At 39.6% G+C, this 17539-nt stretch carries 21 protein-coding genes, 2 pseudogenes and 1 other annotated feature; of the genes and pseudogenes, 4 read left to right on the top strand and 19 right to left on the bottom strand.

Going from position 1 to position 17539, the window contains the following annotated elements; all coding sequences use genetic code 11:
- Positions 1-7: 7 nt before the first annotated feature.
- From proB to HMPREF3057_RS07040, 8 genes are all read right to left on the bottom strand, one after another.
- Positions 8-1117 carry a glutamate 5-kinase gene (gene proB / locus HMPREF3057_RS07075; RefSeq protein WP_070697024.1) on the bottom strand — a complete coding sequence of 370 codons (1110 nt, stop codon included), beginning with the start codon at positions 1115-1117 and terminating at the stop codon, positions 8-10.
- Between the two features lie 100 nt (positions 1118-1217).
- Positions 1218-2117, bottom strand: a complete 900-nt coding sequence (locus HMPREF3057_RS07070) for an RluA family pseudouridine synthase (RefSeq protein ID WP_070697022.1) — start codon at positions 2115-2117, stop codon at positions 1218-1220.
- A complete protein-coding gene (lspA, locus tag HMPREF3057_RS07065; protein ID WP_070697020.1) occupies positions 2107-2568 on the bottom strand; it encodes a signal peptidase II in 462 nt (153 codons plus the stop codon). Before lspA ends, HMPREF3057_RS07070 begins: the two co-directional genes overlap by 11 nt.
- Positions 2565-3473 carry a LysR family transcriptional regulator gene (locus tag HMPREF3057_RS07060; RefSeq protein WP_001025720.1) on the bottom strand — a complete coding sequence of 303 codons (909 nt, stop codon included), beginning with the start codon at positions 3471-3473 and terminating at the stop codon, positions 2565-2567. The genes lspA and HMPREF3057_RS07060 overlap by 4 nt, the downstream gene beginning before the upstream one ends.
- 228 nt (positions 3474-3701) lie before the next feature.
- Positions 3702-3995 carry a 50S ribosomal protein L27 gene (gene rpmA / locus HMPREF3057_RS07055; protein ID WP_000916509.1) on the bottom strand — a complete coding sequence of 98 codons (294 nt, stop codon included), beginning with the start codon at positions 3993-3995 and terminating at the stop codon, positions 3702-3704.
- A 16-nt stretch (positions 3996-4011) separates the two neighbouring features.
- Positions 4012-4356, bottom strand: coding sequence for a ribosomal-processing cysteine protease Prp (locus HMPREF3057_RS07050; protein WP_070697017.1), 345 nt, complete (start codon positions 4354-4356; stop codon positions 4012-4014).
- A 15-nt stretch (positions 4357-4371) separates the two neighbouring features.
- Positions 4372-4686 carry a 50S ribosomal protein L21 gene (gene rplU / locus HMPREF3057_RS07045; RefSeq protein WP_000109141.1) on the bottom strand — a complete coding sequence of 105 codons (315 nt, stop codon included), beginning with the start codon at positions 4684-4686 and terminating at the stop codon, positions 4372-4374.
- Positions 4687-4719: 33 nt separating this feature from the next.
- Positions 4720-4839: a sequence feature (ribosomal protein L21 leader region), on the bottom strand.
- 64 nt (positions 4840-4903) lie between these two features.
- Complete coding sequence (locus tag HMPREF3057_RS07040; protein ID WP_070697402.1) at positions 4904-5590, bottom strand: YoaK family protein; 687 nt, start codon at positions 5588-5590, stop codon at positions 4904-4906.
- A gap of 156 nt (positions 5591-5746) precedes the next feature.
- On the opposite strand from HMPREF3057_RS07040, the gene HMPREF3057_RS07035 reads away from it, so the two are divergent.
- Both HMPREF3057_RS07035 and HMPREF3057_RS07030 read left to right on the top strand, forming a co-directional pair.
- Positions 5747-6724 (top strand): Gfo/Idh/MocA family protein, encoded by a 978-nt coding sequence (locus HMPREF3057_RS07035; protein WP_070697015.1) that lies wholly within the window; start codon positions 5747-5749, stop codon positions 6722-6724.
- Complete coding sequence (locus tag HMPREF3057_RS07030; protein WP_070697013.1) at positions 6721-7803, top strand: DEAD/DEAH box helicase; 1083 nt, start codon at positions 6721-6723, stop codon at positions 7801-7803. Before HMPREF3057_RS07035 ends, HMPREF3057_RS07030 begins: the two co-directional genes overlap by 4 nt.
- Positions 7804-7827: 24 nt before the next feature.
- Here the strand turns inward: HMPREF3057_RS07030 and HMPREF3057_RS07025 are convergent, their stop codons facing one another.
- Positions 7828-8205, bottom strand: a complete 378-nt coding sequence (locus tag HMPREF3057_RS07025; protein WP_083312821.1) for a YwiB family protein — start codon at positions 8203-8205, stop codon at positions 7828-7830.
- A 71-nt stretch (positions 8206-8276) separates the two neighbouring features.
- Between HMPREF3057_RS07025 and HMPREF3057_RS07020 the strand changes: the two genes are divergently transcribed.
- Positions 8277-9584, top strand: a complete 1308-nt coding sequence (locus HMPREF3057_RS07020; RefSeq protein WP_070697008.1) for an HD domain-containing protein — start codon at positions 8277-8279, stop codon at positions 9582-9584.
- Positions 9585-9593: 9 nt separating this feature from the next.
- On the top strand, positions 9594-10400 hold the full coding sequence (yidA, locus tag HMPREF3057_RS07015) for a sugar-phosphatase (protein ID WP_000023489.1): 807 nt from the start codon (positions 9594-9596) through the stop codon (positions 10398-10400).
- A gap of 100 nt (positions 10401-10500) precedes the next feature.
- Here yidA and HMPREF3057_RS07010 read toward each other — a convergent pair whose 3' ends face one another.
- From HMPREF3057_RS07010 to HMPREF3057_RS10570, 10 genes and pseudogenes are all read right to left on the bottom strand, one after another.
- Positions 10501-10977 carry an Imm6 family immunity protein gene (locus HMPREF3057_RS07010; protein WP_049490221.1) on the bottom strand — a complete coding sequence of 159 codons (477 nt, stop codon included), beginning with the start codon at positions 10975-10977 and terminating at the stop codon, positions 10501-10503.
- A gap of 32 nt (positions 10978-11009) precedes the next feature.
- Complete coding sequence (locus tag HMPREF3057_RS07005) at positions 11010-11504, bottom strand: Imm6 family immunity protein (RefSeq protein ID WP_000654326.1); 495 nt, start codon at positions 11502-11504, stop codon at positions 11010-11012.
- 63 nt (positions 11505-11567) lie between these two features.
- Positions 11568-11894 (bottom strand): hypothetical protein, encoded by a 327-nt coding sequence (locus HMPREF3057_RS07000; RefSeq protein WP_044021737.1) that lies wholly within the window; start codon positions 11892-11894, stop codon positions 11568-11570.
- Between the two features lie 155 nt (positions 11895-12049).
- Entirely contained in the window at positions 12050-13003 is a 954-nt protein-coding gene (locus tag HMPREF3057_RS06995; protein ID WP_000920280.1) for a hypothetical protein, read from the bottom strand.
- A 91-nt stretch (positions 13004-13094) separates the two neighbouring features.
- A complete protein-coding gene (locus tag HMPREF3057_RS06990; RefSeq protein ID WP_049490222.1) occupies positions 13095-13775 on the bottom strand; it encodes a hypothetical protein in 681 nt (226 codons plus the stop codon).
- A gap of 62 nt (positions 13776-13837) precedes the next feature.
- Positions 13838-14413 (bottom strand): DUF6572 domain-containing protein, encoded by a 576-nt coding sequence (locus HMPREF3057_RS06985; protein WP_049490223.1) that lies wholly within the window; start codon positions 14411-14413, stop codon positions 13838-13840.
- Between the two features lie 39 nt (positions 14414-14452).
- Complete coding sequence (locus tag HMPREF3057_RS06980; RefSeq protein ID WP_049490224.1) at positions 14453-15007, bottom strand: NAD glycohydrolase inhibitor; 555 nt, start codon at positions 15005-15007, stop codon at positions 14453-14455.
- Positions 15008-15214: 207 nt separating this feature from the next.
- Positions 15215-16092 (bottom strand): annotated as a pseudogene (locus HMPREF3057_RS06975) (DUF4299 family protein).
- Positions 16089-16556 (bottom strand): hypothetical protein, encoded by a 468-nt coding sequence (locus HMPREF3057_RS06970; RefSeq protein ID WP_049490225.1) that lies wholly within the window; start codon positions 16554-16556, stop codon positions 16089-16091. Before HMPREF3057_RS06970 ends, HMPREF3057_RS06975 begins: the two are co-directional and overlap by 4 nt.
- Before the next feature lie 811 nt (positions 16557-17367).
- Positions 17368-17539 (bottom strand): annotated as a pseudogene (locus HMPREF3057_RS10570) (DUF6572 domain-containing protein); the annotation flags it as partial.

Genomic DNA, 17539 nt, shown 5'->3' with positions numbered 1-17539 from the left:
TTCACCTCTAAAATTCTGTAAAGAGCAGCTGGATTTCAGGAGTGATGGAAATCCAGTCATCACGGTGAATCAAGACTCCCTTAGCTTTTTGAGAACGGAGCATATCTTCTAGGGCTGAGACGCCAAATTGGACACGTCCCTTTCCAAGAGATTGACCTGTTTCTTTATCTGCTACTGTTACAATATCGTTGTAAGAGAAGTTTCCTTCCACTTCTACCACACCCGATAAAAGGAGACTTTTCCCGTTTTTTGAAAGTGCCTCTGCAGCTCCACCATCTACCCAAATCGTTCCCTGACTTTGAGCATAGAAGGCCAGCCATTGTTTCTGGGTACGAAGTCCCTTCTCTTGCGCAACAAAGAAGGAACCATCCTTGGTCTCCTCCGCTGCCTCAATCAAGGCATCTGATTTCAAGGAGGAGCAAATATAGACTGGCACACCTGACTCCGTAGCAATCGTAGCAGCCTTGATTTTGGTCAGCATACCCCCTGTACCATTAGACGAACCTGCTCCACCAGCCATATCAATAATCTCACGATTGATGGTCTCGATTTTCTCAAGACGTTTAGCTCTTGGATCTGAGTTGGGATTTCCAGTATAGAGACCGTCTACATCCGTCAAGAGAACCAATAGGTCTGCTTGAACCATAGCCGCTACCTGAGCACTCAGAGTATCATTGTCCCCAACCTTGAGCTCATCAATAACGACACTGTCGTTCTCATTGATGATAGGAATGGCACCACGATGAAGCAATACAGACAAGGCCTGATGGGCGTTCTTATAACGACGTTTATCTACAAAATCATCCTGTGTCAGCAAGATTTGCGCAGAGACTATTTGGCGCATGAGGAGGTTGGTTGTGTATTCTTCTAGGAGCAAACCTTGTCCAACTGCAGCCGAAGCTTGTTTATCTGCAATCTTAGTCGGACGTTTTTTAAAACCCAAAGCTCCAAATCCAGCGGCAACTGCCCCAGATGACACTAAAATCAACTCATGTCCAGCCTCATGCAGCATAGCCAATTGCTGGGTAATTGCCTTTACTTTACTTCTTGATAAACTCCCGTCTTCATTTGTCAAGGAGGAAGTCCCTACCTTAAAGACGATTCGTTTGTACTTCATATTCTCACTCCGATTCTTCATATTTATCCATTATAACATGAATACTTTAAAATAGAAAAGACTTGAAATGAAAAAGGTTGAGACAGCTATCTCAACTCTTTTATCTATTCTCAGTTTTACGCAATCTTTCCAGCGTTTCTTTAAAAATCTCTGGAATATCTGCTGTGAATTCCAAGGTTTCACCTGTTCTCGGATGGGTAAATCCTAGGGTTTTAGCATGGAGAAATTGTCCATGTCCTTTCAAGGTTTTGCGGGGACCATAGACCTCGTCACCAGCGACTGGATGACCGATATAAGCCATATGGACACGGATTTGGTGGGTACGTCCTGTTTCCAGTTGCAACTCTAACAAACTATAATCCCCAAAGCGTTCCAAGACTTGAAAACGCGTTACTGCCGGCTTCCCTTTGGCAGTCACAGCCTGCTTTTTACGGTCTTTTTCGCTCCGACCAATCGGTGCTTCAATCACACCACGATCATTTGGCAGATTGCCGTGAACAATCGCCCAGTATTTGCGGAGAGACTTCTTATCTTTTAGCTCTTGCGCAAGTGCTAAATGGGCCTCATCATTTTTAGCAATCATGAGGAGACCAGACGTGTCCTTGTCAATGCGGTGAACGACTCCTGGACGGAGAACCCCATTGATACCTGACAGGTCCTTGATATGGTACATGAGGGCATTGACCAAGGTTCCACTGGTATGACCTGCGCTGGGATGAACCACCATCCCTTGAGGCTTATTAACAACGGCAATGTCTTCATCTTGGTAGATAATTTCCAGAGGAAGGTCCTCAGCCACATACTCTAAAATCTCTGGTTCTGGCACATGGTAAGTTACGACATCTCCCTCTTGGACCGTATATTTTGCTTTCTTGACTTGACCATTAACCAAAACCTGTCCAGCTTTGATTTGTTCATTAGCGAGACTGCGTGACAATTCTGTCAAATCTGACAGAGCCTTGTCTAAGCGGAGTCCGCCTCTTTCAATTTTAATTTCCATTTACTTCCTCTTTCAGCATTGCAATCAATAAAACGATCACACCAACCGTCAAATAGCTATCAGCCACGTTGAAAATCGCAAAGTTGATAAAGTCTAGGTGAAACATATCCACCACAAAACCTTGACTCATTCTGTCGATAAAGTTACCCAGACCTCCCGCGATTATCAAAGTCAGTCCAAAAACCAACCAGGTAGAATCCTCCATGTGTTTATGTAGATACCAAATGGCTCCTACCATGACAAGCAAGGTTATGATGGCAAAAAACCACTGCTGGTCTTGCAGCATGGAGAAGGCTGCTCCTCTATTTTGCAGATAGGTCAAGCTAACGAGATTGGGTATCCAAGACCGAACCTCTCCCAAAGGTATCTGTTGGACGACATAGGCTTTGACCCACTGGTCCAGTGCTATCAAAAGCAGTACAATGACTGCCACTATTCCTCTTTTTTTCATGATTTCCTCTTCTGATCAAAATATTCTTGCATAACCTCAACGAAGAGTGTCCCAGCTTGACTAAGCTCCACTTCTTCCCGTTTGACATAGACCATGCGATTATCTAGATTATCCTTGAGACGAATGACTGTGATTCCATTAACACTGTCACTATCTAAAAATCCAGATCCAGTCGCATAGGCATCTGTCCGTTCCAAAATACCATTCAAAGTAGCACGGTCCGTCACATTAAACATCTGCGAGCTCGCGCTGGTATCGACAAAGTTCTCTGAATAGTAAAGGTACTCGTCCTTTTCTTGAGTGAAACGAACTGTTGGTAAGTCAGCTAAATCCTCCATGACCAGTTCTTCTTTTTCCGCCAAAGGATGCCCTTCACGCAGATAGATGTGGGTATGAAAAGGAATCAGATCAATGACTTCGAGACCTAACTTTTCAACTCGTTGTAGAATTCCCTTTTGATTTTGATTGTTGAGGTAGATAATCCCAATCTCACTGTGCCCCTGAGCTACTTCATCTAAGATTTGAACTGTAGTAGACTCAAAAATACGAAAGTTCTTATAATCAGGATAACGTTCTGAAAAGGCCGTAATCGTTGGTGGCAAGAAGTCATAGTGCTGGCTAGCAATAGAGAATTCATCTTTTTCTTCTTCAGGATTGGCATACTGATTTTGAAAAACATCGAAGCCTTTGACCAATTCTTGCGCTTTCTCATAAAATTCCATACCGCGACGTGTCAAAAATGTTCCCGAACTCGTCCGACGGAAAATTTTAAACCCCAGCTCTTTTTCCAAATCGCGCACAGAAATAGACAGACTGGGCTGACTGACATACATCTTTTCAGCAGCTTCACGGAAAGTACCACTGTTGGCAATAGCCACAACATAGCGTAATTGTTGAATATTCATCTTCTACCCCCAACTTCTCTATCTGTTTATTATACCATAATTCAGAAGTTTTCCACAAAGGGAAAAGAATATCCATGATAAAATCCAACTACACAATACTTAAAAAGAAATGGGTACCAAAACAAAAAACAGGCTCTCCGAAAACTCGGAAAGCCTTATTAGATGCTACTTGTAGCTTCCTCGCCTTTTCGTTTCAAGGCTCGGGATAAAAAGGTTCACTGGACCTTTTTATTTAGCGATTGGGTAAACAGAAACTTGTTTCTTATCGCGACCTTTACGTTCAAAGCGTACTACGCCTTCAACTTTAGCGAACAAAGTATCGTCTCCACCACGACCAACGTTTACACCTGGATAGATGTGTGTACCACGTTGACGGTAAAGGATTGATCCACCTGTTACAGTTTGTCCGTCAGCTGCTTTAGCTCCAAGACGTTTCGCTTGTGAATCACGTCCGTTTGATGTAGAACCTCCACCCTTTTTGTGGGCGAAAAGTTGCAAGTTGTTAAGAGTCATTTTTAACATTATGTTTTCCTCCGTGTTAGTTTTCTGTGATAACTCTGGTTTGGACGAACTCAGATGAGTCCTCCGATAAGTTTGCCATACCCAAGAAAAATGATTCGAAGAATAACTGCGTCATTTCTCTCTGGTGAGAAGGAAGATCTTTTGGTATTTCCACCATCAGATAGCCACCTTCATCTTTGTTTAATTCTAGGATTGGTTCATAGCCTGCAAATTTCTCAATAGAATTGATAAAGTTAATGGCAAGCGTAGAAACCGATGCACACACGACATCTAAGCCGTATTCGCCACTCTCGGCGTGTCCAGTAATTTCCGCACTCCTCAGCTCGCCATCTTCGGCTCTCTCAAAGACTGCCTGTATCATGTGTTCTCCTTAAAATTAAGCGTTGATTGCGTTGATGACAACTTTTGTATATGGTTGACGGTGACCTTGTTTACGGTGGCTACCTTTTTTAGGTTTGTACTTGTAAGTAACAACTTTCTTTTGTTTTCCTTGTTTTTCAACAGTTCCAACTACAGTAGCTCCAGCAACAAGTGGAGTTCCGACAACAGTGTTTTCACCACCAACAAGAACAACTTCGTTAAAAGTAACTTCTTGACCAGCTTCAACGTTCAATTTTTCAACGTAAACTGCTTGACCAACTTCAACTTTAACTTGTTTTCCGCCAGTTTTGATAATTGCGTATGTGCTCATTATGCACCTCCTATGATTTTTTGGGTTTCCCCGTATTTTGTGAAGACTCGCCTAGCATCGTGGGACGAACCACTTAGTATATGAGCTCTAAGTATAACAAAGTTTAAATTTTGTATACGACGAGCAACGATGTTCGTGCGGTTGCACAGGACTGTGCATAGTCAACTCTTCAAGTATAGCATATCTTCTTTTTTCTTACAAGCGAAATCAATCAAATTTAAGCTTTTTCTTTCCCTTTTTTCCTCCAAGAAGCAAAAAGCATACTGAGGTAAAAGATGCTCATCATCACCGGAACACCTAGAATCGTCTTTTCATGATAGAAAATCGTCAAGTAAGCTGAAAAGACAACTCCAAGAACAAAGCTGGTAAGTAGGCTAACGAAAATCAAAGCTTCGCGCAGGAAGGGCGTATGCTTGGTTCGGAAATAATCCCCAAAAGCTAACATAGTTCGTTTAATATTCCCAGTCATAAAGGCATTATTATAGGCAATCCCCGACACTTCTCCAAAGGCTGTTGTCACCAGTCCCATACAGAAGGCCAAGGGCGGCACGAGATAGATATTATCAACAGTTTGCGGCACAAAGCCTATAATAAGGGACAAGACTGCAAGTGGAATCAAGGACAAAATCGGCTTTTTAACAATTCGTAGTTTTTCCTTATACAATGTCAGAAAAAAGACCCCCATCATAAAGGAAAACAAAGTCATTACTTTGGCACTGGCATCCGAGACATTCTGTTGAATGAGTCCTACAGAAAGAAAAACCACATTCCCAGTTTGACCTGCTACAAGTGTATTCCCTCGAACGATAAAGGTATAGGCATCGACATATCCTGCACAAAAGGTCAAAAAAAGCGCTAGTCTTTTAGACTGACGAGATATTTTTCTTATTGGTAATAATCTCATTATCTCACCCATTTCAGTTTCATTTACTCATTTCAATATTGTACCACTTTCTCCAAGAAATTCGTAGCCCATTTGAAAATTTTTACCATCTGTTGGATAGTCCTTCTTTTCTATGTTATAATGAAGGAAGGATTTAAAGTCGGAAAAGGAGTATCTATGCTTAAATTAGGTATCATCGGAACAGGGGCTATCAGCCATCATTTCATAGAAGCAGCCCATGCTAGCGGAGAATACCAGCTGGTTGCAGTCTATTCTAGAAAACGAGAAACTGCCGCAACCTTTGCTTCTCGCTATGAAAATATCCAACTCTTTGATCAATTAGAAGACTTCTTTAAGTCTTCCTTTGATGTGGTCTATATCGCCAGTCCAAACTCCTTGCATTTTGTTCAAGCCAAGGCTGCCTTGTCTGCTGGTAAGCACGTCATTCTTGAAAAGCCAGCTGTCACTCAGCCACAAGAGTGGCTGGATTTGAGACAGACAGCTGAGAAAAATCACTGTTTTATCTTTGAAGCGGCACGAAACTACCACGAGGAAGCTTTTACCACTATCAAAAACTTTTTAGCAGACAAGCAAATCTTGGGAGCAGATTTCAACTATGCCAAGTATTCTTCCAAGATGCCGGATTTGTTGGCTGGGCATACGCCAAATGTCTTTTCAGACCGTTTTGCTGGTGGAGCTCTTATGGACTTGGGGATTTATCCCCTCTACGCTGCCATTCGCCTCTTTGGAAAAGCTCAGGACGCGACCTATCAGGCTCAACAGCTTGACAATAGAATTGACCTAAATGGAGACGGTATCCTCTTCTACCCTGACTTTCAAGTTCATATCAAGGCTGGGAAAAATATCACTTCCAATCTTCCTTGTGAGATTTACACAGCAGATGGAACCTTGACCCTCAACACGATTGAACATGTCTGCTCAGCTATTTTTAGCGACCACCAAGGAAATCAAGTTCAACTCCCTATCCAACAGGCTCCTCATACGATGACTGAGGAAGTTGCTGCGTTTGCACACATGATCCAGCAACCAGACCAGACGATCTACCAGACTTGGCTGGATGATGCAGGTTCTGTTCATGATTTACTCTATACTATGCGCCAGACTGCTGGCATTAGATTTGAGGCAGAAAAATGAAAACCAAACTACCTACTGAATGGCAAGAACTAAGTGACCAACTCGGTTTCCAAGAATTTACCCCCATTCAAACTCAACTATTTGAGCCAATACTTGCTGGAGAAAACCTCCTGGGAGTGAGTCCAACAGGAACTGGTAAGACCCTAGCTTACCTCCTGCCAAGTCTTCTCAGACTACAAAAGAAAAAAGCCCAACAGCTCTTGATCCTAGCACCAAATACAGAACTTGCTGGACAGATTTTTGACGTGTGTAAAACGTGGGCAGAAGCCATCGGCTTGACTGCTCAGCTCTTCTTATCAGGTTCGAGTCAGAAACGCCAGATTGAACGCCTTAAAAAAGGACCAGAAATTCTGATTGGAACTCCTGGCCGTATCTTTGAGTTGATTAAATTGAAAAAAATCAAGATGATGAATGTGGAAACCATCATCCTAGATGAATTTGACCAATTGCTCGATGATTCTCAGATTCACTTTGTCGAGAAAATCACTCACTACGCACCGCGTGACCACCAACTCGTCTACATGAGTGCGACGACCAAGTTTGACCAAGAAAAGATTGCTCCAAACACGCGCACTATTGATCTTTCTGACCAAAAGTTGGACAACATCCAACACTTCTACATGCAGGTAGACCAACGTCACCGTGTGGATATGCTACGAAAACTGGCTCATGTAGAGGATTTTCGTGGTCTGGTCTTCTTTAATAGTTTGTCAGACCTTGGAAGTGCAGAAGAAAAACTACAGTATCGAGATGTCTTGGCTGTTTCTCTTGCTAGTGATGTCAATGTTAAGTTTAGAAAAGTTATCTTAGAAAAGTTTAAGGACAAACAGCTAACCCTGCTCCTTGCAACTGACCTTCTGGCTCGTGGTATTGACATTGATAGCTTGGAATGTGTTGTCAACTTCGACGTCCCTAGAGATATGGAAACCTATACCCACCGTGCTGGCCGTACAGGTCGCATGGGTAAAGAAGGCTATGTTATCACTCTCGTAACCCATCCTGAAGAACTGAAAAAACTCAAGAAATTCGCAAGTGTTCGTGAAATTGTCCTAAAAAATCAAGAACTCTATATCAAATAAGGTTGGCATTCGCCAACCTTTTTCTTATCCCCAAGTAATTTCTAATTGATAGCTGGCAAAGGGGTGTCCCTCTTGGTTTTGCAGTTGATAGGCGAGTTCAATCTTTTGCTCATCCAATTTGTAGTGACTCGTTTGAATGATAAATTCCTGCATGCCCATAGGTGTAGGAATATAGGCTAAACTATCACTAGCCTTTAGAAAACGCATGATGGTTTTGGGACTCGAGAAACGGGTCATCACCAGTTCTTCTTCATGAAGCTTGAGAACCACTTTTTCCTTTTCCTCATTGTAGAAAAGCAGATAGCTATAATCGCCCTTTTCACGCACTTCAACGTCATAGAGTTGATCAATCACTTCCAACTGTTCATCAAACTGAATCCTATTTCGCATCCGAATCTTCACATCAAATCCTCTTTCTTGTCTCTTATCCTACTATTTTACCAAAAAGAGCAGGATTTTGCTATAATGGTCATATGAACGAAAAAGTATTCCGTGATCCAGTTCACAACTATATCCATGTTAATAATCAAGTCATCTATGACTTGATCAATACAAAAGAATTTCAACGTCTGCGTCGTATCAAACAGCTAGGGACTTCCAGCTATACCTTCCATGGTGGCGAGCACAGTCGCTTTTCCCACTGTTTGGGGGTCTATGAGATTGCACGACGCATCACAGAGATTTTTGAAGAAAAGTATCCTGAAGAATGGAATCCTGCTGAGTCTCTTTTGACCATGACTGCTGCTCTCCTACACGACCTTGGGCATGGTGCCTACTCTCATACTTTTGAACATCTCTTTGATACAGATCATGAGGCCATTACTCAGGAAATCATCCAAAGTCCTGAGACAGAGATTCACCAAGTCTTGTTACAAGTAGCGCCTGACTTTCCAAAAAAAGTTGCCAGTGTCATTGACCATACCTATCCTAACAAGCAGGTCGTACAGCTCATTTCCAGTCAGATTGATGCAGACCGCATGGACTATCTCTTGCGCGACTCCTATTTTACAGGAGCATCTTATGGGGAATTTGACCTGACTCGAATCCTTCGAGTGATTCGCCCTGTCGAAAATGGGATCGCTTTTCAGCGCAATGGCATGCATGCCATCGAAGACTACGTTCTCAGTCGCTATCAGATGTATATGCAGGTTTATTTCCACCCAGCAACACGGGCTATGGAAGTTCTCCTACAAAATCTTCTCAAACGCGCCAAGGAACTCTATTCTGAGGATAAGGATTTCTTTGCACGAACTTCTCCTCATTTGCTACCTTTTTTTGAAAAGAAAGTTACTCTATCTGACTATCTGGCACTTGATGACGGCGTGATGAATACCTACTTCCAACTCTGGATGACCAGTCCTGACAAGATACTAGCCGACTTGTCGCAACGTTTTGTCAACCGCAAGGTCTTTAAATCCATTACTTTTTCAGAAAAAGACCAAGACCAACTCGCAACCATGAGACAACTGGTTGAAGAAATCGGTTTTGATCCAGACTACTATACAGCCATTCATAAGAACTTTGACCTCCCTTATGATATCTATCGTCCCGAATCTGAAAATCCACGGACTCAGATTGAGATTCTACAAAAAAATGGAGAACTGGCAGAACTCTCTAGCCTGTCCCCTATCGTCCAATCCCTTGCTGGCAGCCGCCATGGGGACAATCGTTTCTATTTCCCAAAAGAAATGTTAGATCAAAATAGTATCTTCGCAAGTATCACCCAGCAATTTTTACACTTGATTGAGAACGATCATTTTACCCCAAATAAGAACGAATAGAGGAAATTTATGAGTATTAAACTAATCGCCGTCGATATCGATGGTACCCTGGTTAACAGTAAAAAGGAAATCACTCCGGAAGTATTTTCTGCCATTCAAGACGCCAAACAAGCTGGTGTCAAAGTCGTCATTGCAACTGGCCGCCCTATTGCAGGTGTTGCCAAACTTCTCGACGACTTGCAGTTGAGAGACGAGGGTGACTATGTTGTGACTTTCAATGGTGCCCTTGTCCAAGAAACCGCTACAGGACATGAGATTATCAGCGAATCATTGACTTATGAGGATTATCTGGATATGGAATTTCTCAGTCGCAAGCTCGGTGTCCACATGCACGCTATTACTAAGGATGGTATCTATACTGCCAATCGCAATATCGGAAAATACACGGTGCACGAATCAACCCTCGTCAGCATGCCCATCTTCTACCGTACTCCCGAAGAAATGGCTGACAAGGAAATCGTCAAATGTATGTTCATTGATGAACCAGAAATTCTCGATGCTGCGATTGAAAAGATACCAGCAGAATTTTACGAACGCTACTCTATTAACAAATCAGCTCCTTTCTACCTTGAACTCCTTAAAAAGAATGTAGACAAGGGTTCAGCCATCACTCACCTAGCTGAAAAACTCGGATTGACCAAAGATGAAACCATGGCGATCGGCGACGAAGAAAATGACCGTGCCATGCTGGAAGTCGTTGGCAACCCCGTTGTTATGGAAAATGGAAATCCAGAACTCAAAAAAATCGCCAAATATATCACCAAAACAAATGACGAATCTGGCGTTGCCCATGCTATCCGTACATGGGTACTGTAGAATAATTAAATATAGAAAATAAACGACACCCCAAAAGTAGAGATGACACTCTAACTTCTGGGGTGTTCTTTTTGATTTTTCGCCAAATCATCTATTCAAATCATCTAAGTAATCCTAGTCTATCTAGTTCTTTTAGGGCAGACTCTCTTGATGGGTATGGATTTCTATTGATGAAACGTTTTACTGTTTCGACGTGATGATAAAGACCTATGCTAATTTCTTTTAAATTTCCAATAAAGACATCGAGCAGTTCTGGTTCAATGTTCTCTAAGGGAGAAGGAAACTCCTTCTTATTTTCAAACTCAAAAGCTTCTTTAGCAGTCACACCTATTGCATAACTAATGTTGTCCCACAAGAGACTATTCGCTTCATTTTCATCTAATTGCATGTAGATAAATATTCCACTGAAGTCTGTCCCATCATCTAAAAGGTGATAAAGTTCCTCTCCCCTTTTATCTCTATTCTCCAAAAAACTCCAACACGCATCCAAGGCGTTTCGAATATGTGAAGTATATTGCGTTTCCATACGGTTTGCAATTGCTTCAGCAAAAATCAACATAAAATAACTCGTAAGCATATCCTCTCCTGATCTATACTTGAACGAATAGCCTATTCGTTCTCATCAGATAAAAATAGTGGTCCAAAGTAGTTTTTAACGAGCTCATCCTTTAAATATCCTTCTATTTCTGGCCCAGATATTTGTGAAATGAGTTCACTGTTTTCAGATAGGATTTGTTTGTAGCTTAAGGCAAGAACAGCCAGTGTGTCCTCGTCGACACTTTCTATCGTTTGTGGCAGGTAGACTTCCCCCGAAGCCATATAAGAATAATGACAAACTAAGACAAAGAAATTAGCGATACAGTTCCATACTAGTGGATTGGTTTTCTTATCTAGCATCTGAAATGTCAAGATATCCTGCTCATCCATATTTTCCAATCGATTGTATAAATCATCTGGACAAAACCCACTCTCTTTATCAAGCTCCTGTTTTGAAAGTTTTAAGGAGTCAAAGACAAATTCCTTATATTCTTTCTCACTGATAAAATCTACAAGACCGTATATCAACTCCTGTAGAAAGAGCAACAAATTTTTATTATCTTTCATTGATTTTCCTTTTATTACTAAAAATTATCTTGGGAATGTATGATTCACTGGAAAAGGTGACAATCACTCTTCCTCCTCAAACATCAGAGCATCTAATTCTTCTCTTTCAGCCGCAATCTCTTCGAAGGTAGAAATAATATTATTTAAAAATTCTAAGGTGATAATACCAGTCGAATCTCTCATCGTAACCATAGTCCCAATAGCACTCAACTCATGGATGAGTGCTCTAACCTTTTTCAATTCATCCAAATCTAACATGTCTACTTCTATTACCGTGTCATGATCTTCTATTCTGGATTGAATTAAAGAGAAAGGCAAGGATGAATAATTTCTTAACAACTTATAGGTTCCTGACTTGTCACCTATAGAATCTATACAAATAGCTAGCATCATTTTTACTCCTTTATACTTGAAAACATCAGTATCCCATGTCTACAAGGAAAAGATATAAGCTTGAATCTCCTCTATCATGCATCGATTTGTCGTTCTTACTCTTATGGCTTGAAGCCATAAAGATAAAGCAAGCATAATAGCTTGCTTGAAAGTTAAGGAATTAAAAATTGATTTTCATAATCTTTTGGGAGTTCATAAGATATTTCTCCATTACTATTACCAAATCGACTTTGATTAAAAATTGGAAATAGCTTGGAGTCGTACACAGTTTTTATAACAAAACGTTCTCTTTCAAAACTAATAGTTGCAGCTACTGAGGGATCCTTAAAAACTGATTGTTCCCCTTGGGAATGCAAGCGAACGTTTATAGTAGCTACTTCTTCAGGATATTTCTCAAATCGAACATCAAAACTAATGTCGCTACCTGTCGAAGGAATGTACATTTGATATTCACTTACACTGATACTTTGAATCTTTCCTAATTTCTGTTCCAATTCTGGGTCGTTTCTATACAGGTCTGTTTGGATAGCTAGTTTGAAATTTTCCTCATGTTCTTGTAGCCATCTGTTAAGATTACGAATCATAATTTCTTTTTCAACTTGCCTGGAGGCATCCTTGCTCTTGCGATCAAGTTTATTCATAGTTTCAGTCAATTTATCTTGCTCTCGCTTCCAATCCCACGAGGGGTCACTTGATACCTCTACTACTGATAAGTACCATCTCCTCATAGTTTCAGGAGATTTATAAGGATTGGGTTTTATAAATGTAAAAGGACCTATACCAGCATCAGGAAAGTATAATTCTACTTTCATTGACTGCTTGCGATTATTATTAGCATAGGCTGTAAAGGAAATATGATAATTTCCACCTACATCTCCACCATTATCAAAGCCTCCCCTCGCAGAACCTGGTAAAAGCGTCACTGACTTTATATATTGCCCTTGACTGTCTATGTCTGCAATAATTTCGCTTTTGATAGAATCCGCATGATCATGAATAAACTTACCAGTGTTCCCAATCGGTATCCTAATTAACAAATATGACAAACCAATAATAATAAAGGGAACGGAAATTGCAAGGAATATCCACTTGTTCGATTTTAACATAATATCTCCTGATGCTCATTAAAAATCAGTTATAAAACAGCTTTTATAGTGCTTTACCTTTCAACCCGACGGTTCCTTTTTTCAATTTCATTCATTGATTATCCTCCCGTTGTTTAAATATAGTTAAATCTATTTGAACAGCCTCATCCTTAGATTCCATTAGTATTGAAATTCCATAGATTGTTCCACTAGAGTAATCTAATATTATTCGACAGGTCGTATCTTCTGGCATGTCGTACTTATTTTTAAGATATTTATAGAGGTCAGAATGATTTTCAGGCTGGTAGATAATATCGCTCAATTCAGTTTCAGCACTCTTAAAGGTTTCTTTTATATTCAAGGAAGCGAAATAATCTCTTTGTACTACCAAATTAAGAATTTCTTCATCATATAAAGGAGTTACCTCCGACCCATAATTTAACTTCCCATTAGAGTAAGTAACAGGAACTGTTTCTTTATTATCCCCAATTTTTATTGTATAGTCACCCTTAATGTCAGATTGGCTAGTATCTAAGAATACTTTATAATCCTTTACTACGTTTCCACTCTCTATATAAATACTATTTTTGTAAAGCTTTAATCCATTAAAATCCTTCTTATCTTGCTCTAAAAATTTAAATATAGGCTCAAACGTTTTTTCAAATTCGTACTGTTCCTTTGTTCTGTTTTTGGGAATGGTTTCACCACCCAAACTACATCCAGTCAGTGTATAAAGAGTCAGGACCATTAACATCACACTAACAACCCAAAATAAGCGTTTATTTTCCTTCATCTCTTTCTCCTATACATTCTATGCCTATTATAACATAAAAAAGAGCGTTTCCGCTCTCTTTGTCACTCAGGTAATTCTACCTTCAGGCTCATATCTGTATTCTGTAATGTCTTCTGAACCGCAGCGAGAAAGGCTAGTCCATTATCCGATGGAGAATATTGGAATGTGATACGGATGATTTTTTTGTCAAAGCTATCGCCATATCGATCCACATATTGCTTGATTTCGAGGAAGTAGATATAGTTGTTAAGTTTTTCTTGAAGTTTCAAAAGATGTTCTTCTTCAGTATCTGGAAGCCAAAGATTGCCATCTATTAATAAAAGTTCCAAGTTTGTATCACTCGTTCCGATTGCATCAATTTCTGAAACATCTAACTGAATAAGAGATTCTTTTATCCAAAATGTTGTTTTTATCAAACGATAAAGTCGATTTATTGCATCACTTTCATTTTTAAATTCGTCTCTTATCCAGATATCTTGGCGCTCATTAACCTCATATACTTTATATTGTTTAGACTTCTCATCGTAATAGTATCCCAAGGTAAATTGACCTTCAAATCGTTCATCAAGCGCAATATAAAATGTCCCTATTTTATCTCTATGTTTACTAATGAAATTCGCTAGTTCCTGTTTTGTCATCAAAATTTCTCCATTATCGCCACAGCCACATTCACTTTCCTACAAATTGATATCCTTTGGTGGATTGTAGTATTTTTCCTTGAATTCCTTAAGGATTTTCTCTACCTTTTCCCCCTCATAAGACTTGAAAGAAGGAATTGATTTAATATTTCCAATCAATCGACTGTAATATCCACTAGTTTTTAACTCGCTAGGAAGTTTTTCTATTGTATCAAGTATAAGAGGAACTAATTTTCTTGTATCAATTTCAAAAGGGAGGGGTTTATATTCCGCTAGAACGAAATCTTGAATCAATAAATATTCCGTAACTTGCCATATTTTCTTTTCATCAATACTTAAAGAAAACTCTTTTAATATCTCAAATGTCCTTCTCTCTATATCTTTATCACTTTCTATATACAGAGGGAATAAACAATATTCCAGCAGCACCTGAATATCAGTGTATTCTGTTATCATTGAGTTTCGTTGTTGAAAACGATACCTAATGTCCTCTCCAAGAAAAGCTTCTGCTTCTTTTCCTTCCCTCATCACTTTTAGATAATGTTTGACAAAATTTTGATAATTTTCTTTATTTTTCAATTTATACGTCTGCATTTAGTTACTCCATTGGTTAATTCTACTTATTTCTAGGTATTTACTTGGTCTATTGCTGAATGATGGTATTAAAACTTTGTCTTATTATAGCATAAAATAAATACAGAAATAAAAAATGGGGAACTTAAGGAAAGAGAAAACCACCTGAAAAAAACTATCAGATGGTAACTTTTCAATCTTGAACAGACGAATCATTTTCTTAGAATGTTAGTTTTGTGATAACTTCTGCAACATTTCAGGAGAAATTGGGTCTACGAGAACATACTTGGCATCCAACATATAGATACCCTCGGTCAACGACTCTAAGAACTGTCGATAAGGAACCTCGGCTAGTTTTTCCCCATCGGCTGTCATGATAAACAGTCGTGCAACTGCAACCTTACTTCCTCGATACTCTTGTAAATATTGAGGTTCTAGCTCTGGTTGAGCCGGCAAAATAGTTCGTCCTTCACTATTTAGATAATTGATAGGGATAATGATGTCCTCTCCATTTTGCTCTACTTTAAAAACTTGCTGTTCAGAGTAATAAGCATTTAGCTGTTGGGTAAAGCGCAAACGCTGGTCATAACTATTTAAGAGTTGCTCGTCCTGCACATGGATAATCTGCCCTAGGTAGAGTTCATTGATGTAAATAGGACGTTTCACTCCCATAATTTCCACGATGGGATGAACTTTTACTTCCTTAGTCAATTCTGAAAGAGCTGATAAGAAAATATCTGTGAAATGAAATTCTAGAATAGAATCTTTATCATACGCCACACCATCATGTTCACATACAGTTACGTCTAAGAGAATGAGCAAGGTTTTCAAGAACATCAAGGCCCCAGTCTCCAGTCAGAAGCTGTCGCCAAATCTGGAACAGATACCTGATAAGCTTGACCATCAAAAGATAGACGGAACCCTAAACTAGACTTCTCTTTGACCCCAAACTGAACAGAATGGAAATCCGAAATAAGAGAGTCCGCAGATGGCTTTAATCCTGCATCCTTAGCGGAAACGCTGTAACATTCAAAGAGTTCTGCTTGAAGCACCTCACCAATTCTTAGTGATTGGTTGTTTTTTATTGTAAAAATAACTGATTTCATATTTTTCTCCTTCGGTCTACTGGCAAATCCTTTCTACGACGTAGAATCGTTACTTCGCTGACAGGGATTTTTCCTGATGCATACATTGTCTCGCCATATTTCTCATCCAATAATTCCGCATCATCAGCTAAATTGTTTTCAATTAGAAATTCTTTATCAAAAACCAGGAGTCGCACATAAGAATCAGGTGCTGTAAAATCATCATCCCCATGCTTGTGACCAGCCATTGTAAATTCCTGACCTTTATATAGGACACGATCATAAACCGAATACCTCTGACTAACCTCACTATAAGGCACAAGCTTCCCGTATACGCCTTCTCCGGCATCATCTACATAGAAACTATAGGGAACGTATCCTTCTTCCAACATCGCTGGATCTTTTGAAAGTAGGATATAGTCATTTATATAATTCACAAAATTCGAGTATACTTTATTTTGGTAAACTAGAAATTCTTTACGCATACTAACCCTCCACATATTCCATTATACCACAAAAAGAGAGCGGTTTTCGCTCCCTCAATTAAGCTAGTAATTCTACTTTTATATCTATCTATTCCGTAGTCTGTTCTTTAGCATGGTTCTCTCTAAAATCTTTTTTGGATCTATCAATGACTCTACGCAATTCCTCATCATCAACTCCGGGAAGATGGAAATCATAGTTATGTGTCTCTTCTTTTGAAGATTCCGTTCCTGAACTTTCTGCTTTCGTGCTCTCTTCAGTAGAAGACGATGCTCCAGAATCTGAAGAGTTAGCTCTTTCAGAACTAGAAGAGCTTGATGTTTTAGGTGTTTTGCGGTCCAATTTTGGTATCTTATTGATTTCCTCAATACTAGGTATTGGCTTATTCGCTTTAACCGGTCTGTAGAGCATCGCAAAAGAGAAGAATAAGGCTACAACTGTTCCTATACACGCCAAAGTTCTTTTACTCGATTCTGACGAAGGAACTTTGACGCCACTTGTACTCAGTTTCTTCCATTCAGGATGTTCCTCTTCTATCTCTTTTTTTTGTTCCCATAGCGGAACTAGCAGAAAATGATTAAAAGGCACAACTGTTGCCATAGCTGTTGCTGCAAGTGGGATAAATCTAGAAAGATTAAAAATGAGTACTATGCTTAGTATTGCAAATATAGTAAATAGAAATATCACTAATCCTAAGCGAATTTTATATTCTTTTTTAATCTGGAGATATCGCTCTTGAGATACCTTTTCTTGATCATGATTTGAATGACTTACATTTACTGATAAGTTCTTCTTCTCTGGTAAAGTGTCATCCTCAGGCAATTCTACCTTCAAACTCATATCTGTGGGTTGCAATACTTTCTGAACAGCTGCGAGGAAGGCTAGACCGTTGTCTGATGGAGAATACTGGAATGTGATATGGATGATTTTTTTGTCAAACTTATCACCGTATCGTTCTACATACTGCTTGCTTTCGAGGAAGTAG

It is taken from the genome of Streptococcus sp. HMSC072D05 (assembly GCF_001815805.1).
In the GTDB taxonomy this organism is placed as follows: Bacteria; Bacillota; Bacilli; order Lactobacillales; family Streptococcaceae; genus Streptococcus.
Note: the sequence above shows the minus strand (reverse complement) of the source record. Positions and strands in the feature narration are given on the sequence as shown.

What these genes read in the sequence shown, in the direction of transcription:
- proB (WP_070697024.1), bottom strand. Translation starts at nt 1,117, where the DNA reads ATGAAGTACAAACGAATCGTCTTTAAGGTAGGGACTTCCTCCTTGACA.
- HMPREF3057_RS07070 (WP_070697022.1), bottom strand. Translation starts at nt 2,117, where the DNA reads ATGGAAATTAAAATTGAAAGAGGCGGACTCCGCTTAGACAAGGCTCTG.
- lspA (WP_070697020.1), bottom strand. Translation starts at nt 2,568, where the DNA reads ATGAAAAAAAGAGGAATAGTGGCAGTCATTGTACTGCTTTTGATAGCA.
- HMPREF3057_RS07060 (WP_001025720.1), bottom strand. Translation starts at nt 3,473, where the DNA reads ATGAATATTCAACAATTACGCTATGTTGTGGCTATTGCCAACAGTGGT.
- rpmA (WP_000916509.1), bottom strand. Translation starts at nt 3,995, where the DNA reads ATGTTAAAAATGACTCTTAACAACTTGCAACTTTTCGCCCACAAAAAG.
- HMPREF3057_RS07050 (WP_070697017.1), bottom strand. Translation starts at nt 4,356, where the DNA reads ATGATACAGGCAGTCTTTGAGAGAGCCGAAGATGGCGAGCTGAGGAGT.
- rplU (WP_000109141.1), bottom strand. Translation starts at nt 4,686, where the DNA reads ATGAGCACATACGCAATTATCAAAACTGGCGGAAAACAAGTTAAAGTT.
- HMPREF3057_RS07040 (WP_070697402.1), bottom strand. Translation starts at nt 5,590, where the DNA reads ATGAGATTATTACCAATAAGAAAAATATCTCGTCAGTCTAAAAGACTA.
- HMPREF3057_RS07035 (WP_070697015.1), top strand. Translation starts at nt 5,747, where the DNA reads ATGCTTAAATTAGGTATCATCGGAACAGGGGCTATCAGCCATCATTTC.
- HMPREF3057_RS07030 (WP_070697013.1), top strand. Translation starts at nt 6,721, where the DNA reads ATGAAAACCAAACTACCTACTGAATGGCAAGAACTAAGTGACCAACTC.
- HMPREF3057_RS07020 (WP_070697008.1), top strand. Translation starts at nt 8,277, where the DNA reads ATGAACGAAAAAGTATTCCGTGATCCAGTTCACAACTATATCCATGTT.
- yidA (WP_000023489.1), top strand. Translation starts at nt 9,594, where the DNA reads ATGAGTATTAAACTAATCGCCGTCGATATCGATGGTACCCTGGTTAAC.
- HMPREF3057_RS07010 (WP_049490221.1), bottom strand. Translation starts at nt 10,977, where the DNA reads ATGCTTACGAGTTATTTTATGTTGATTTTTGCTGAAGCAATTGCAAAC.
- HMPREF3057_RS07005 (WP_000654326.1), bottom strand. Translation starts at nt 11,504, where the DNA reads ATGAAAGATAATAAAAATTTGTTGCTCTTTCTACAGGAGTTGATATAC.
- HMPREF3057_RS07000 (WP_044021737.1), bottom strand. Translation starts at nt 11,894, where the DNA reads ATGCTAGCTATTTGTATAGATTCTATAGGTGACAAGTCAGGAACCTAT.
- HMPREF3057_RS06995 (WP_000920280.1), bottom strand. Translation starts at nt 13,003, where the DNA reads ATGTTAAAATCGAACAAGTGGATATTCCTTGCAATTTCCGTTCCCTTT.
- HMPREF3057_RS06990 (WP_049490222.1), bottom strand. Translation starts at nt 13,775, where the DNA reads ATGAAGGAAAATAAACGCTTATTTTGGGTTGTTAGTGTGATGTTAATG.
- HMPREF3057_RS06985 (WP_049490223.1), bottom strand. Translation starts at nt 14,413, where the DNA reads ATGACAAAACAGGAACTAGCGAATTTCATTAGTAAACATAGAGATAAA.
- HMPREF3057_RS06980 (WP_049490224.1), bottom strand. Translation starts at nt 15,007, where the DNA reads ATGCAGACGTATAAATTGAAAAATAAAGAAAATTATCAAAATTTTGTC.
- HMPREF3057_RS06970 (WP_049490225.1), bottom strand. Translation starts at nt 16,556, where the DNA reads ATGCGTAAAGAATTTCTAGTTTACCAAAATAAAGTATACTCGAATTTT.